At 47.0% G+C, this 14,341-nt stretch carries 18 protein-coding genes; 5 read left to right on the top strand and 13 right to left on the bottom strand.

All coding sequences use genetic code 11. The features are described 5' to 3' along the window. Positions 1-28: 28 nt before the first annotated feature. Positions 29-628: an HU family DNA-binding protein gene (locus BLU47_RS01725; protein WP_091957603.1), complete on the top strand. Its 600-nt coding sequence runs from the start codon at positions 29-31 to the stop codon at positions 626-628. A gap of 26 nt (positions 629-654) precedes the next feature. Continuing rightward, positions 655-768 (top strand): smalltalk protein, encoded by a 114-nt coding sequence (locus BLU47_RS14610; RefSeq protein ID WP_176780409.1) that lies wholly within the window; start codon positions 655-657, stop codon positions 766-768. 177 nt (positions 769-945) lie between these two features. Here BLU47_RS14610 and BLU47_RS01720 read toward each other — a convergent pair whose 3' ends face one another. From BLU47_RS01720 to BLU47_RS14950, 11 genes are all read right to left on the bottom strand, one after another. Further along, positions 946-1,482 carry a TlpA family protein disulfide reductase gene (locus tag BLU47_RS01720; RefSeq protein ID WP_091957601.1) on the bottom strand — a complete coding sequence of 179 codons (537 nt, stop codon included), beginning with the start codon at positions 1,480-1,482 and terminating at the stop codon, positions 946-948. 161 nt (positions 1,483-1,643) lie between these two features. Continuing rightward, complete coding sequence (locus tag BLU47_RS01715; RefSeq protein WP_143025424.1) at positions 1,644-3,632, bottom strand: hypothetical protein; 1,989 nt, start codon at positions 3,630-3,632, stop codon at positions 1,644-1,646. 241 nt (positions 3,633-3,873) lie between these two features. After that, positions 3,874-4,299, bottom strand: coding sequence for an Hsp20/alpha crystallin family protein (locus tag BLU47_RS01710; RefSeq protein WP_091957596.1), 426 nt, complete (start codon positions 4,297-4,299; stop codon positions 3,874-3,876). Between the two features lie 234 nt (positions 4,300-4,533). Continuing rightward, complete coding sequence (locus tag BLU47_RS01705) at positions 4,534-5,025, bottom strand: DUF4112 domain-containing protein (protein WP_255402048.1); 492 nt, start codon at positions 5,023-5,025, stop codon at positions 4,534-4,536. A 3-nt stretch (positions 5,026-5,028) separates the two neighbouring features. Beyond that, positions 5,029-5,397, bottom strand: coding sequence for a YccF domain-containing protein (locus BLU47_RS01700; RefSeq protein ID WP_091957593.1), 369 nt, complete (start codon positions 5,395-5,397; stop codon positions 5,029-5,031). A 127-nt stretch (positions 5,398-5,524) separates the two neighbouring features. Beyond that, on the bottom strand, positions 5,525-6,262 hold the full coding sequence (locus tag BLU47_RS01695) for a carboxypeptidase-like regulatory domain-containing protein (protein WP_091957589.1): 738 nt from the start codon (positions 6,260-6,262) through the stop codon (positions 5,525-5,527). Beyond that, entirely contained in the window at positions 6,259-6,609 is a 351-nt protein-coding gene (locus tag BLU47_RS01690; RefSeq protein WP_091957586.1) for an MmcQ/YjbR family DNA-binding protein, read from the bottom strand. Before BLU47_RS01690 ends, BLU47_RS01695 begins: the two co-directional genes overlap by 4 nt. Positions 6,610-6,629: 20 nt before the next feature. Next, positions 6,630-7,271 carry a hypothetical protein gene (locus BLU47_RS01685; RefSeq protein ID WP_143025423.1) on the bottom strand — a complete coding sequence of 214 codons (642 nt, stop codon included), beginning with the start codon at positions 7,269-7,271 and terminating at the stop codon, positions 6,630-6,632. Between the two features lie 181 nt (positions 7,272-7,452). After that, on the bottom strand, positions 7,453-8,175 hold the full coding sequence (locus tag BLU47_RS01680) for an aldo/keto reductase (protein WP_143025422.1): 723 nt from the start codon (positions 8,173-8,175) through the stop codon (positions 7,453-7,455). A 7-nt stretch (positions 8,176-8,182) separates the two neighbouring features. Then, positions 8,183-8,719 carry a flavodoxin family protein gene (locus BLU47_RS01675; protein ID WP_091957577.1) on the bottom strand — a complete coding sequence of 179 codons (537 nt, stop codon included), beginning with the start codon at positions 8,717-8,719 and terminating at the stop codon, positions 8,183-8,185. A gap of 26 nt (positions 8,720-8,745) precedes the next feature. Then, entirely contained in the window at positions 8,746-8,847 is a 102-nt protein-coding gene (locus BLU47_RS14950) for an NAD(P)H-dependent oxidoreductase (RefSeq protein ID WP_218131527.1), read from the bottom strand. A gap of 174 nt (positions 8,848-9,021) precedes the next feature. Here BLU47_RS14950 and BLU47_RS01670 point away from each other — a divergent pair, with 174 nt between their 5' ends. From BLU47_RS01670 to BLU47_RS01660, 3 genes are read left to right on the top strand one after another with little or no spacing between them, the layout of a single operon-like run. Continuing rightward, on the top strand, positions 9,022-10,176 hold the full coding sequence (locus BLU47_RS01670; RefSeq protein ID WP_176780408.1) for a DUF4421 family protein: 1,155 nt from the start codon (positions 9,022-9,024) through the stop codon (positions 10,174-10,176). A gap of 5 nt (positions 10,177-10,181) precedes the next feature. Further along, entirely contained in the window at positions 10,182-11,693 is a 1,512-nt protein-coding gene (locus tag BLU47_RS01665) for a Y-family DNA polymerase (protein ID WP_091957573.1), read from the top strand. After that, a complete protein-coding gene (locus BLU47_RS01660; RefSeq protein WP_091957570.1) occupies positions 11,690-11,893 on the top strand; it encodes a hypothetical protein in 204 nt (67 codons plus the stop codon). The genes BLU47_RS01665 and BLU47_RS01660 overlap by 4 nt, the downstream gene beginning before the upstream one ends. Here the strand turns inward: BLU47_RS01660 and BLU47_RS01655 are convergent. After that, positions 11,881-13,062 carry a DUF4861 family protein gene (locus tag BLU47_RS01655; RefSeq protein WP_091957568.1) on the bottom strand — a complete coding sequence of 394 codons (1,182 nt, stop codon included), beginning with the start codon at positions 13,060-13,062 and terminating at the stop codon, positions 11,881-11,883. The two genes, BLU47_RS01660 and BLU47_RS01655, sit on opposite strands and share 13 nt — an antisense overlap. Further along, on the bottom strand, positions 13,056-14,318 hold the full coding sequence (locus BLU47_RS01650) for a DUF2264 domain-containing protein (protein ID WP_091958304.1): 1,263 nt from the start codon (positions 14,316-14,318) through the stop codon (positions 13,056-13,058). Before BLU47_RS01650 ends, BLU47_RS01655 begins: the two co-directional genes overlap by 7 nt. Positions 14,319-14,341: the final 23 nt, after the last annotated feature.

The raw sequence follows: 14,341 nt of genomic DNA, 5'->3' as shown, positions 1-14,341 counted from the left end.
ATGTCTAACTAACTTATTATTAAAAATTATGGCTATTAAAGTAATTGCACAGCGACGTGAAGTAAAGCTCGGTAAGAATCCTGGCAAGAAGTTCGTGATGCGTCCCGACCTCTACATCCCCATCCAGGAGAAGAAGGTGTTCGCGGAGGCTGCTACCCACTCGGGAATCTCTGCAGGTGTGATCAAGGCGGCTTGGGACGCCGCAGGTGAAGTAATCCGTACGTGGGCGACCGAAGGTCACTCCATCCCTCTGCCCGGACTCGGCACCATGCGCTTCGGTGTCCGCTCGAAGGCCGTTGCCGACCTCGAGGACGTGAAGACCAGCCTCATCAGCGTGCGCCGCATCATCTTCACCCCGAACGTGGACCTGAAGGACGAGCTGAAGAACACCTCCATCCAAATCACCTGTCTGGACGAGGACGGCAACGTGCTCAAGCGCGTGACCTCCGACGACAGCGGCGACGTGGAGGAGGATAACGGGAACGATAACGGGAACGGGAACGACGACGGCGGCGACAACACCGGTGATAACGGGAACGATAACGGGAACGGGAACGATAACACTGGCGGTGACAACCAGAGCGGTGGCGACAGCGGCAGCATAGTCGACGGTGTAGATGAAGGGTAAAAAGTTTAATCTTTAATTTTTAATTTATGAAAAGAGAAACTTGGAAGACCGTCATTCAGCTGATTGTGTCAATCCTCACGGCAGCCCTGACTGCCCTCGGAACTACGAGTTGCATGGGTCACGGCCCAATAGCATTCTAAACACAGACTTGTTAGTCTCTCCGCATCCGCAATCTCCACACAAGAGGTTGCGGATTTATTTGTCCACTTTGCCACATTAAGGAGGTCTCAATGTCGAATGTCAAGCATAAAAAATCCCGGCTTGCACATTACAGGTCGGGCTTTGAGTTCTTCTTTGGTCAATTTTGTTTAATCGATTTAATTACCCAACACTTCGTTGAGCTTATCTATCAAGTTGTCAATGTCGATATTGCTTGCGACAATCTTTCCTTTGGGATTCACCAACAGATTGGTTGGAATGCCGAACACCTTATAGGTTTCAACAGCCTTTGAATCCCAGCCTTTCAAATCGGAGAGGTGATGCCAGGACAATTTCATCTTCTTGACAGCTTTCTGCCAGGCCTGCGCATCATCATCGAGCGAGATACCTACGACCTCGAAGCCATTTGAATGGTATGCCTGATACACCTTGACCAACTCAGGCAGTTCTTCACGACAGGGGCCGCACCAGGATGCCCAGAAATCTATCAACACCCACTTTCCTTTACCCACATACTCACTTAGCCGATGCGTCTGACCATTAAGGTCTTTCATCTGCAAATCGGTGTATTGCTTACCAACAAAGACCTGCATCGGGTCCTCATCTTCTTCACCATTGGCTCCATTACCAGCCACTGCCGGACAGACCAGCCCCCACATCAGAGCCATCGTCCACAATAATAACTTCTTTTTCATTGCTTGTTTTATTAATTAATTCGGTATGAGCACACCCTGAGGGTGCTGATGATTTGTTACTTCATTTGAATGATCACTAGAACCGACCCCATGATCTGATGAGCCCCCGCCCAATGTGATGAGCGGGGACTCTTTTGAATGTTATGAATGCAGGGAGCGACTTAGTAGCGATTCTCAACTATAGCTGCGTAATACTCAATATTGGAGTTATAGGCAGTCCCATTTTGGTCCCACTTGTTTCTTGTTGAACCAACTCCCATGTAACCACCACCTATGATTCCCATATTTATTACCATAGCACCACCATAATCCTGCATCACAGGAGTAAAATCGACAGTTCCCATTACATTATCTGTTCCAAATTTGAAACTAGGATTAACCGTTGACAACAGCAGGGTTGGCTTATTATCCGAACCACCAGCCGGTGCCTTGGCATAGACAGCACCGCCTGCCATCTCGATGTCATTATCCTCTATGTCTTTTACTTTTGTACCTTCTACCAGCATTTTCATCCACCAGACCTTCCTTTCATTAGGATAGTAATAAGATTGATAATACTTGAAGATCGCTTCAGCCTCGGTATCGCGAATCAACTTATCCTTCACTTGTTTGTAATTATCTATCTTGATTTTACCAGCCTCATGCCACTCCGGGTAATAAGGATCATCACCACCTCTAAATGTCCCCCAAGGAACCTCTTTAGAATAGTTATACTTCTGCAACTCCTTGTGCATCACGAAGTGGGCACCTGGAATCTGGCAGACGCGGAACTCATCGGGGTTAGCGACCGTAAACTCGCAGAACTTCTCGAGCTGGGGTCTGTATTCATTGTAGTTTTTGTAGAGCGCGTTCTTATCTATGTCATCCAGATCACAATAGGTGGAGTAGAGGCAGATCATGAAGAGACACTTGGTAATCATTAACAAGTCGTTACCTCTATAGCTTTTGCGGTCGCCTGTACCCATGTGCTCCCAGGGATACTTGTCGTAGATTATTCCGTCGTAGATCTTGTCTATGCCCGTGCCGTAAGTGGAATGCTGCACGCTGGTGAGGTATTCCATGTACTCCCAAGTCAGATTGATATACTCATTGTTGCTACCCACCCATTTCCTGGCATAATTACCTAAATTTTTCTTATCCTCTTGGCTCAGTTCGTTCTTTTTGGTTGTATAGAGTTCGTAGGCATCGTCGAAGTAGGATCTGTTCCGCACCTTCAGCGGATTATAGTATGTTTTGTTTCGCTCGTTAATGATGTCAATCGTCGCTTGCTTTTGCATCTGTTTAGCGATGGCGGTGAGGCGATTGTTCACCTGGTTGAGCTTATTCAACATCTCCTGCTGCCCCTGTAATACCTTGTCGACTTTCCCAGTGATGGCATCAAGTTTCTTCTCTGAACTGTCATCCTTAAAGAGGGCGCCCAGAAGTTTAAAGCCTACGCTGATAACTGTGCCTACGCCGATAGCCCTGGTCTTGGCCGGTTCCACAGCGTCTTCTTCCCACACCAATGGCTTGTCCAGGTCATCCACCTTGACTTTAACCGGATTACCCTCATCATCTGTCACTTCTATTTCTACCGATTTGCTCCAGTCGATGCTTGCGTCGGGGCCTGCATCTTCTGCTATGAGCTCATAGTAGGCCATCAGCTCCTTCCAGTCGGCATCTGTGATATCCGAGCTCCAGTTGTCGAGGTTTTCGCAGAGCCATGCGAAGGTGGCGGTCGTCTTCTGGCCTTCGTAGGTCAGCTCGAACTGCATGATATCCTCGGAGGTTGCGGTGAAGTTGACCTTCTGGCCTGAGAGCGGATTGTCCTTGATGGTGGGGAAGGTGATGGTGCCTTCGCCCGTGCTCTTATTGTAGCTGATCTTTCCTTCGACGGGTTCGCTGGCGTCATCAGCTGTATAGGTGAAGAAGTAAGCCTTGTCGCCGTCAATCTGCATGCCGACAGCTGGCATCTCGGCCAGCTCTTCTTCGGTGTACTTGCCTGAGGTTAAAAGCGCTTCGTCGTACTCCGTCCAGATGCCCTGCTTCAGCTGGGCGGGGATTACGGACTTGCCATCCTCTCCTGATGATGGATTGTCGTCGTTGGTGCAGGCGCTCATGCCCAGCAGGAGAGCCGCGATTGCAAAGAATGCAAATAGTTTTTGTTTCATAAATTGAAATAATATTGGGTTAATACATTATTTTAGTTTGTGATTTCTACTTGTTGGTGCAAAGATACACACTTTTTCCAAAAAGTCAGCATTTTCTTCAAAAAAAAGAATCACGACCCATGCCCTGAGCCGTGATTTTTGTTGATTTCATGGATCAGGGAATCCCCTGATCTACCTAAAAGGAGCAGCACCTTCCCTCGGATGCTGCTCCCTCTATATGACTAATCAGAAATTGTAATCCTTACGAGACCTCGATGGCCTTGGTGACTTTCTCCTTCGGTTCGGTCTTCGGCATGGTGATGGTCAGGATGCCGTCCTCAACCTTGGCAGAAATCTTGTCTTTCACCACATCGTCTGGCAGCACGTAGTTCTGCTCGTAGTTAGAGTAGCTGAACTCACGGCGCAGATAGTGATGGTGCTTGTCCTCATGCTTGTGTTCCTGTTTGTTCTCAATGGCGATGGTGAGGTTGCCCTCGTCGTTGATGCTTACACGGCAATATTCTTTCTTGATGCCTGGAGCTGCAAGTTCCATCGTGTAGGCCTTCTCACTCTCCTTGACATTGACTGCGGGTGCTGTACTGTTGGCACGAGGCATGAAATCAGTGTTAAAGAAATCATCAAACATTGTTGGGAACCAACTGTTGCTTTTCATTAATCCGTTCAACATAATCAATACCTCCTAATTATACTTTTAGTTTAACTTATTTGTTTTTGACCTTTCGGTCGAGTCTGCTTTCGCAGCCTTGATCACCTCGGCTTGTTTGCTTCGGCTTTCACCAAACATAGTACAACTTTCGTGCCGATTGTCAATATGGCACTCGGAATAAGTCAGGATGGCACGGAATTTAAACTTGCTTAAACTATACTGACAATTTATTATACTTGGTTAAACATTGACAGTTCAGAAGATGGATGCTACCAATGAATACAGGTAGCTGCCAAAGCTGATGAGTGCCCATATCATCAAGGCTATGAGCAATAGTAGGACAATGAGGACGATGGCTGACTGCCAGGCTCGTTGGTTCACTTGCTTGATGACGGTTTCATCACCGTCAACAAAGCCCTGAATCATTGCCATATTCTTTGTATTGGCACGATGGAAGATGTCGATAACGTCACCGACGAAGAAGGGAATCATGCCCAAGAGCACATCACGCAGGGCATTATTGAGGACGGCCAGCGTCAAAGGTATGCTCTTGATGACTCTCGACGAGAAATACACGAACGGCACGACACAGAGTAACGTAATGGCATCGCCCCAGCCAGGGATGATGCCAATGAGTGCATCCAGATAGTAGCGATCCATGTAGCGCGTCAGACCACTCATCGTCTGATAGGCTTTGTTGTCCATCAGACGTTTACGCTGCAGTTCACGTTTCTCGTCCTTGTTCACGGGCTATACAACCTCTTTCCCAAAAGGTGAAAGAGCCAGCTTTGCAAGTCTGAAGTGCATCTTTCCGAATGGGATGCCGATGATGGTAATACAGAATATGAGACCGTAGAAGATGTGGGTAAGCCATATCCAGATGCCGCCAACGAAGAACCACAGCACATTCATGAAGATGCTCAGACAGCCAGGTTGCGACTCCCGCCATTTCACTTTCGTACCGAATGGCCAGATGGCCAGCATACCCAGTTTCAGACTCTGCAAGCCGAAGGGGATGCCGATGATGGTGATCATCAGTATCAGTCCGGCGATGAAGTACTCCAAGGCAATATGCAACCCTCCGAATACGATCCAGATGATGTTTCCTAACGTCTTCATTGATATTACTTCCTTTTAAAAGTTTCTATCTGTTAGACGTAATAACGGCATGAAAAGTTGCAATAATATTTAATTTTACACTTCTTCAGTTTCATGCTACGAGTTTTTGAGTCAGAGGCCCTGTCAGCTATCGGCAATCAGAATTTTGAAAGAAGCAGATATTCTCGCCCTTCTCGTGGTATTTAACATTTTCTGCAGTTATGCGGATTTTGTGAACGGTTCTGTCATCGTGACGAACATTATAGTCCAGCATCAAAATGAATGCACCCATTTTCTGATTGCCATATTGTTCTGTCGTATTTGCGATATGGCGAATCTTAACCTCTCTGTCATCGATGAATGCTTGAACCTGAAAATCTTCGAGTTTCACAGAATAGTCTATTACTCCATTGTTATTATCTCGGTAGAGTTTCTCATCGTATTTCATAGCCTCTGTAGCACTCATCGGGCGGGTATAAACCATCAGAGCATTAGTTCCTGTAGGGCAGAAAACTGTCGTGCCATACAGTTCAAGCCTATGGTAGCGAGGATTGATAATCAAGTCCTTGTCGGCAATGATATTCCAAGCCCAGAATTCCAGTCGTCGATCTTGTTCAGGAAGTTTACTGAATCTTACATACTCATCCCATTTGATAGCAGTAAGAGCCATGTATTTTCCTGGCTTAATTCCGTTCATCAGATAGAATCCAACGCTGTCGGTTACTACACTGTCAATTGCATTAAAGCGCCCATCCATGAGCATGACAGTACAATTACTGATAGGCTTGTCATTGAAATCGGTGACTCTGCCTGAAATTTTAATTGTTTGCTGTGCAAAAGCTGAAAGACTGGCCACAGTCAATAAAAAGGAGAATAACAGTTTCATATCTTTTTTTTCGTATATTTCGCCTTGACTACCTTGTATGAGTTTCGAGTCAGTTCCTTCAGCAGATCATCAGGGGCTGTCGTTGGATTAATGCCTATCCAGTGTTTGGGTGATTCGTTGTACGGGTTCCCGATACACTCATACTGTGCCTTAAGATCTTCAATGCGTTCTGGCTGGCATTTCAGCGAGATAACGGAGAAATCATTGCAATCGAAAAAAGAGAACATGTGGCCCATGACGTAGAACACCAACACTCCTTCGCCACTCTTAAACTTTTGGAACGGTAGTTTCTCTTCAATATCTGTGCTTAATGACAGGCAATACTCACGATAGTCTTCTATGTTCATGTGATTTGATAAATTGGAATTTAGTGACCTATAATGGATGGATTTTCGATAAGTTCTATATCTGGAACAGGGGACAATCCAATTTCTTTCATCAGGATATCTGACTCTGTTTTATCTTCTTTTAATACCCCTTTTTGAGGAAGCCATTGTTTGAATGGGCTGTTATACATTGATTTTTTCTGATATATAACCCAATATTTATCGAAGAAATAGGCGCAAGCCACGGCAGATAATCTCCCTTTCTTCACCTCATTTACTAGAAGGTCGTGTACGTCTTTCTCTTTCATCCTATGACAAGCATGTAGCATAATAGGTGTAAAACTGCATCCAATATATTTATAATTCCAGAATCTTCCTAATAATTCTTTTGTCGGCCATCCGTACTTTCGAATGAAATCAACAGCCTTATTAAAACAAAGTGTATCTATTGCATGCTCAACATTTGATGGCATTCTTTCTTTTTTTTCTTCTTGAAGAAAAGGGTCACGTATTCCTTGGTCTAAAGATACAATCTCCAGTACAATTAAAGCAAGACTATCTTGTTTTGTCAAAATTGTATCGGTATCGACATCATATGATAGCACATTTTTCCCTTGAATGGGTGAAACTTTAAGAAAACATGAAATAACTACTATTAAAAATAATGATAACAAATGATTCATTACGTTCCTTTTTAAATTCCGATTTATCTGTTTATATTTCATTCGCATTCTGAACTTCATACTTCAGCGCATCCGACGGCCATCCCGTGACATTCCTGCCAGTGTCAAGCAAACGGATCTCTTGGAGGTCATCATCTGTCAGGTTGAAGTCAAAGAGATTGTCACATACTCCAATTCGTGCTCACGATTGGACTTTCTCAATCATCCTTTCCTTGTGGGTTGTCTTTGGGATAATGACAATGCCGTTCTGAATCAGGAACTTCAAGGCCACCTGTGCAGATGTCTTGCCGTATTTCTCGCCGATATTCGTCAGCGTCTTGTTCCTGAAGATGCCGTGCTTCCCCTCTGCCAGCGGACTCCATGCTTCCAATGCCGTGTTGTACGGCTTCAGGTATTCCAGCATCTTCCTTTGCTGATAGAGCACATGGGTCTCGCATTGGTTCACAACAGGCTTCACCTTTGCATCATTTACAATCTTGGGGAACGTATTGGGATAGAAGTTTGACACACCAATGGCTTTGAACACGCCTTGCTCATAGAGTTCTTCGAGCGTATGCCACATGACGGTAGGATTGCCTACGGGCCAATGAATCAGCATCAAATCCACATAGTCAAGCCCCAGGCGTTTCATGGAATGGTCAACTGTACGCAAGGTTTCCTCCTTCGTATAGCAGGAATCGCATATCTTGGTAGTGATGAACAGTTCTTCACGGGGAACTCCACATGCCCGAACTGCATCACCAACGCCTTTCTCGTTGTAGTACATAGCAGCAGTGTCGATACTCCTATAGCCTACCGACACGGCATTTTCCACTACTCGCTGGGTTTCCCCATCGGAGATATTATAGACCCCAAGCCCGACCATCGGCATCTTCAGGCCGTTATTTAACGTCTTATATTCCATATCCTCCTCACACACGCTTGCCAAGTTCGTAAGCCTCTTGCAATTTGGGATTGCCTTCAATCTCACGGGCTTCGTTCACGCCGCCGCAGAAGAGCGTACCGGCCAGACGACTCTTTGGATAACAGTCTATCCAGCCAGTCAGTCCTGTCTCTGCACGTTTGGGGGTCTCAGCTTCATCCTCTGCAGCCGTCGTCAGCAGATAGACGTCACGAAACGCATAATCCTGCTCGTACATCGCATTCATGCGGTCTATGAGGGTTTTCATCTGCCCGCTCATCTCATAGTAATAGATAGGTGTTGCCCAGCAGATAACATCAGCCTTCAACACCTTGACCATGATGTCGTTAACATCGTCATTAATGACACAGTGCCCAAGTTTCTGGCAACCCAGACAACCCTTGCAGAACTGAATGTTCTTGCCATCGAGAGAAATCTTCTCCACTTCGTTTCCTGCTGCTTTGGCACCTTCCACAAACTGGTCGGCGAGCATGTCGCTGTTTGAGCCCCGTCTAAGGCTCGTAGAAATAACAATTACCTTTTTCATACAGTCTCTGATTCATCTGATAAAGTTCATGCCCTGCCACTCTTCTCCAATTGACGGGCTATCTCCGATAGTGCCGCGAACGTGTTGCCATTCTTGTTGGCACTGCCGTTTAATAATAATACTCTCATAATGTGTATTTGTGTAGTTTGACAGATTTTGTTGCAAATTTAGCAAATAACATGTTAAATTCATTATCAACGTGCCTATTTTTAACAAAAGTTTTTTTTTGAATCATAGATATGCTATTATTTAAAAAAATTACTATCTTTGCAGGCAAAAAGGCGGTACACACCCCACTTAAAATGAAGAAAACAAAGTTTATCAAACGAACGCTAGCCCTCATTACACTTGTCATTGGTACCTGTATCAGCATGCCTGTGATGGCGCAAGGAGGACTGAAGGGTTTCGTCAAGAAATTGGGAACTAAACTGGACTCGATGGCAGTCAAGGGTGTTGACAGACGCTATATTGATGCACCGACGAGGCCGTGGCAAATCATCTTGAGAGGCAACATCAACCAAACCATCGTGAGTATGCATTCAGAGGGTTACCTGGAAGGTCAGATGTATAGCGCCAAGCCCTACCTGAAGACGACACCCTCGCAGTATCTTGGTGTGTGGGTAGGCTATCGGGGCTACGGTCTGGGCTATACGGTGAACGTTGCCGGCGACAAAGGTAGCAATCTGACTTTCGGTGCCACGGGAGGCTCTTACGGCATCAACGTGCGCATCCACTCTTTCGAGAACAGCAACCCGGATTTCAACATCAACAGTCAGTTGCTCACCGAGGCGGAGATGGACTCCTGGAACAACATCACGCTCACAGACCCCATCAGCGTAAAGACCTTCATGGCCGACGGCTACTATCTCTTCAACGGCAAACGGTTCTCCTACTCGGCAGCCTACGACCAGTCGGCCATCCAGAAGCGCTCGGCAGGTTCGCTGATGGCGGGATTTATGTACAACTACACCCGCATCGACTATGCCTCGCAGTCTAATGGCGACCTCATCTTCCTGATGGGCAATCTGGGCAAGGTCAAGATGTGGCAGGGCAGCTTAGGTGTCGGCTATGCCTACAACTGGGTACCCGTGCGCGGCTTGCTCGTCAACATCATGGCGATGCCCATGCTTACCTTTGTCAACAAGCTCAGGGCTTACAACTATTCAACGAATATGCTGGAACTGTATAACGACCCCATCACCCACGACCCCACGGTTTCCAACGACGAGTGGGATAAGTGGTACTACGAGCATATACGGATAGCTCCTGAAGGTGAAGAGACCTACAACAGCGGACTGAGTATCGGTTTCGATGCCCGCACGTCACTGACCTACAACTTCGAGCGCATTTACTTCTGTGCCTACGGGCAATTCAACAACATCCGCTACCATCACAGCTCCAGCCACGGATACCTGAACGACTGGTTCATCAACACATCTATCGGTTTCCGTTTTTAGATAAAATGCAAGAGCAGCAGCGCACATATATTGCCATCGACTTGAAGTCGTTCTATGCTTCTGTGGAATGTGTGGACAGAGGGCTTGACCCGCTGACCACCAATCTCGTAGTGGCAGATGTGTCGAGGACAGAGAAAACCATCTGCCTGGCTGTTTCTCCTTCGCTCAAAGCTTATGGCATTGGCGGACGTGCACGACTGTTCGAGGTGGTTCAGAGAGTACGCGAGGTCAACTATGAGCGCAAAAAAGCTGCTGGCTGGAAGATGGCAGGCAAATCATATAATGACCCAGAACTGAAAGCCAATCCAAGTCTCGAACTCGACTATATTGCAGCACCACCGCGTATGGCTCACTATATTGAGGTAAGCACCAAAGTCTATCAGATTTACCTGAAATATATTGCTCCAGAGGACATACATGTCTATAGCATCGACGAGGTGTTCATGGATGTGACGGCTTACCTTGGCACCTATAAGATGACAGCCCATGAGTTGGCGATAAAGATGATCCGTGACGTACTTGCCACTACTGGCATCACGGCAACGGCAGGCATCGGCACCAACATGTATCTGGCAAAGGTGGCGATGGATATTGTGGCCAAGAAAGCCCCTGCCGACAAAGACGGTGTACGTATTGCCGAATTGGATGAAATGTCGTATCGACGTGAACTTTGGGATTACCAGCCGCTGACCAAGTTCTGGCGTGTAGGACGTGGAATTGCCGAGAAGCTGGCTGTCTATGGTATTGACACGATGGGAAAGATAGCCCGGATGTCAGTACAGAATGAAGGAATGCTTTACCGGCTCTTTGGCGTGAATGCAGAACTGCTGATAGACCATGCATGGGGTTGGGAACCGTGTACGATGGAGGCGGTGAAGGCATATCGGCCTGAGACCAACTCGTTCAGTAGCGGACAAGTTCTACAGGAGCCTTATACTTTCAAGAAAGCCCGTGTGGTGATACAGGAAATGGCTGAAGGAATGGCACTCGACTTGGTATCGAAGCGATTGGTGACAGACCAATTGGTGCTGACTGTCGGTTATGATGCAGAGAACCTGACTCGTCCTGAAATCCGTGAGAAGTATCATGGAGAGATAACCGCCAACTACTACGGTAAACAGGTGCCGAAACATGCTCACGGCACATTCAACTTCGAGAAACCCACATCATCCTCGCGCCTTATCATGGATGGGGCAACAGAATTGTTTGACAGCCATGTGAATCCGGATTTACTGATTCGCAGGTTGAACCTGACAACGAACCATGTGATATCGGAGGCATCTGTGGCAGCACAGGACAATGCTCCCCAGCAGCTTGACCTCTTCACGGACTACGAGGCATTAGAAAAGCAACGGAAGGAAGAGCAAGCCAAACTTGACAAGGAGCGCCGTATGCAGGAAGCACAGTTGAAAATCAAACAGCGTTTCGGCAAGAATGCCATCCTTAGAGGTCTGAACTTCGAGGAGGGAGCAACAGCCAAGGAACGTAACGAACAGATAGGAGGACACAAGGCATGACCAACGATTACGACGATATCATCAATCTGCCACATTACGAGCCAAAGCATCACCCGAGGATGTCGATGTGGAGCCGTGCAGCCCAGTTTGCACCCTTTGCCGCACTGACCGGCTATGATGCAGCCATTCACTCGGCTTTGCCACTTGCAAGCAAGGTGTTAGTTGCCGAAACTGACGAGAACCCATATCATGATGCATAGCGTATCTGTAGCGGATGCTTTATTCGTATCAGGTATTCATCGGCCAATAATTTCCAATGGGCAAAAGTTGAGACATCATAGAGACTCCATGCCGAACCGAAATAATAGGTATAGGGGGTTCCTTTGTATGGGTGGACCATACCTATTGCGTGATTTTTCGAACCTTTTAGAATCGTATGCTCATTAATCCCATTAGGGAAGAGTGTCCCCACATAAATCTGCGATTGGTGTACTTTCGGATTATCAGTCGGATCGGCATATAATACATAGTCGCTGTCTAATATCAGGTTTTCCTCTCCATGAAGCACGATACCAGTGGCCAGTGACATCGGTGTTTTAATGCCATCGTACCATACCGTCAGTTTATTGAAATGCGAGCCTTTATCCAAAGTGACCAACCGATGTTCTGTGATGCCGTCGGCTGTTTTACCATATACCAATTCAGCAGTAAAGCGGAGAGGACCGTTGTCGACAATCTTACACGCTTTAAAACAATAAGGGAATATCAGGTGTCCGTCTTTCATCAGAGCCGGTGCGCCACAGCCTAAGCTGGCTCCTACGGCATAGACATCCATCCCGTAGCCATGATCCAAATGGAAGGAGTGGTTCATGAAAAAATCACTCCCCTCTTTCGGCTTGCCTGCTTTCTTTAAAGAGTCTGCCTGATGCCAGCCCCAGTTGTGAAGACGGTAACGCTCTTCGACCACCAACTCGGGGGTATTCTTCACCCAGACGTCCGTACCGTATGACTTCTCACCGCTGCGCTGGAGTGCCGGACCGTAAAAGCGATAGATTCCACGATCGTTCTCCCAAGTAAGATCATCGAGTCGTTCTGGATATATCCTGCCGTGGACATACGATTTAAAGATGGACGGTTTGCCCTTTGAGATAGTATATACCACCTTCCCTTGAGGTTGCATAGACACCATTAGCAGGAGTTTACCATCGTAACTCTTCTGATAGGTCATCTCTTGACCTAAGGCATTTCTGACCACCAACGAATCATTGTGGCCGATGCCAAGCTTCTGGCAAATCGTGTCTAAATCGGCCTCAACAACCTCTTGCCGTTGAATATCACTCGGATTAGTAATGGTGAGCGATAAAGTCTGGGCATTCAACTTTAAGGAGACAGCTATTGCTATCCAGATGATGTGACGTAAACTTACCATTTGTCTTTTGTATGAATTGTATCCTCCCAACGGTGATCTTTCGGGAATGGCTGTCCTCCCCAGGCTTTCACCTGCGTCCAAGGCTGCGCTTCATCAGTCCAGAAGGGATGACTTGCGGGCAGTCCGAGGGGCATGAAAGCCAGTGAAGTCATATAGAGTGAACCATTGTTGGTATACCAATCGGCGGTCTCAGGCTGACGACCGCAGAAACCGATTGTCAGATAACCACCGGCGTTGAAATTCTCCTGAGTGTCGAACATGCGATGCAGTACCTTAGTCAAGGCTGCGCGCACCTGTCCGTTGCTGAGATCTGACGGCAACTTCTGATACCATGCCATCAAAGCCAGAGGTTGCATAGCAGCCATACGGTAAGGTGTTGAACGACCAATGACTGGAAATGTACCCTCAGGTGATATGAAACGTTCAAGGATAATGGCAAACTTCTGGGCACGCTTCAAAGCACGATCGTAATACTTCTTATAATCTATACGGGTGTTGGCCTTGGCATCAACCATCGCCTGAAGGGTCTCCAGATACATGGCATGAAACACATAGCTTGAATAATAGTCGAATGCGAACACAGGACCATCGGCATACCAACCATCGCCTACATACCACTCCTCTACTTTGCGACAGGCGGTGTTGACACGGAACTGATCATACTGAGCACCTGCCTTAGCCAGCAGACTCTCGATAGTAGACGAGAAAAGGAACCAGTTGGTGTAAGGTGGATCTATCTTACGCATACCTTGGAACTCCTTGATATAACGCTGTTTGGTAACATCATCGAGCGGAACCCACAGCGTGTCCCAGGCACGAAGGAACGATTCGGCAATATAGGCAGCATCCACCAAATTCTGCCCTGCTCTACCCCAACAGAGATAATCTGGCGAATTGGGGTCTACAGAGTTTTTGTAGGCAGTCAGTGCCCATTGGCGAAGCTGGCGGCGCTGCAGTCCCTCTGGCGTGTCATCGTCAGGCAGGGTAAGCCACGGAGCGATGCCAGCCATCAGACGGCCAAAGGTCTCCATATAGACTACAGAGCGATCACGATTGTCGAACGATGGAGAGAACTCCGTTTTCATATTCTTCTGCAACTCACCGCGAGCCATGTTCTCGAGTACCGGCTGTGCCATCTTGTAGGCCAGCGAACACCAATAATCGCGATCTGTCTGCTGTGACTGCTTGACTTTTCTTGCAGCCTGTGCAGGTAATAACAGCGAAATAACTGCCAAAATGATGATTGTTTTTTTCATTGTATGATGTATTTTATCTGTGT

It is taken from the genome of Prevotella sp. tc2-28 (genome assembly GCF_900107705.1).
Classification (GTDB): Bacteria; Bacteroidota; Bacteroidia; order Bacteroidales; family Bacteroidaceae; genus Prevotella.
The sequence above is the reverse complement of the archived record's forward strand: the minus strand, read 5'-3'. Positions and strand labels throughout refer to the sequence as shown.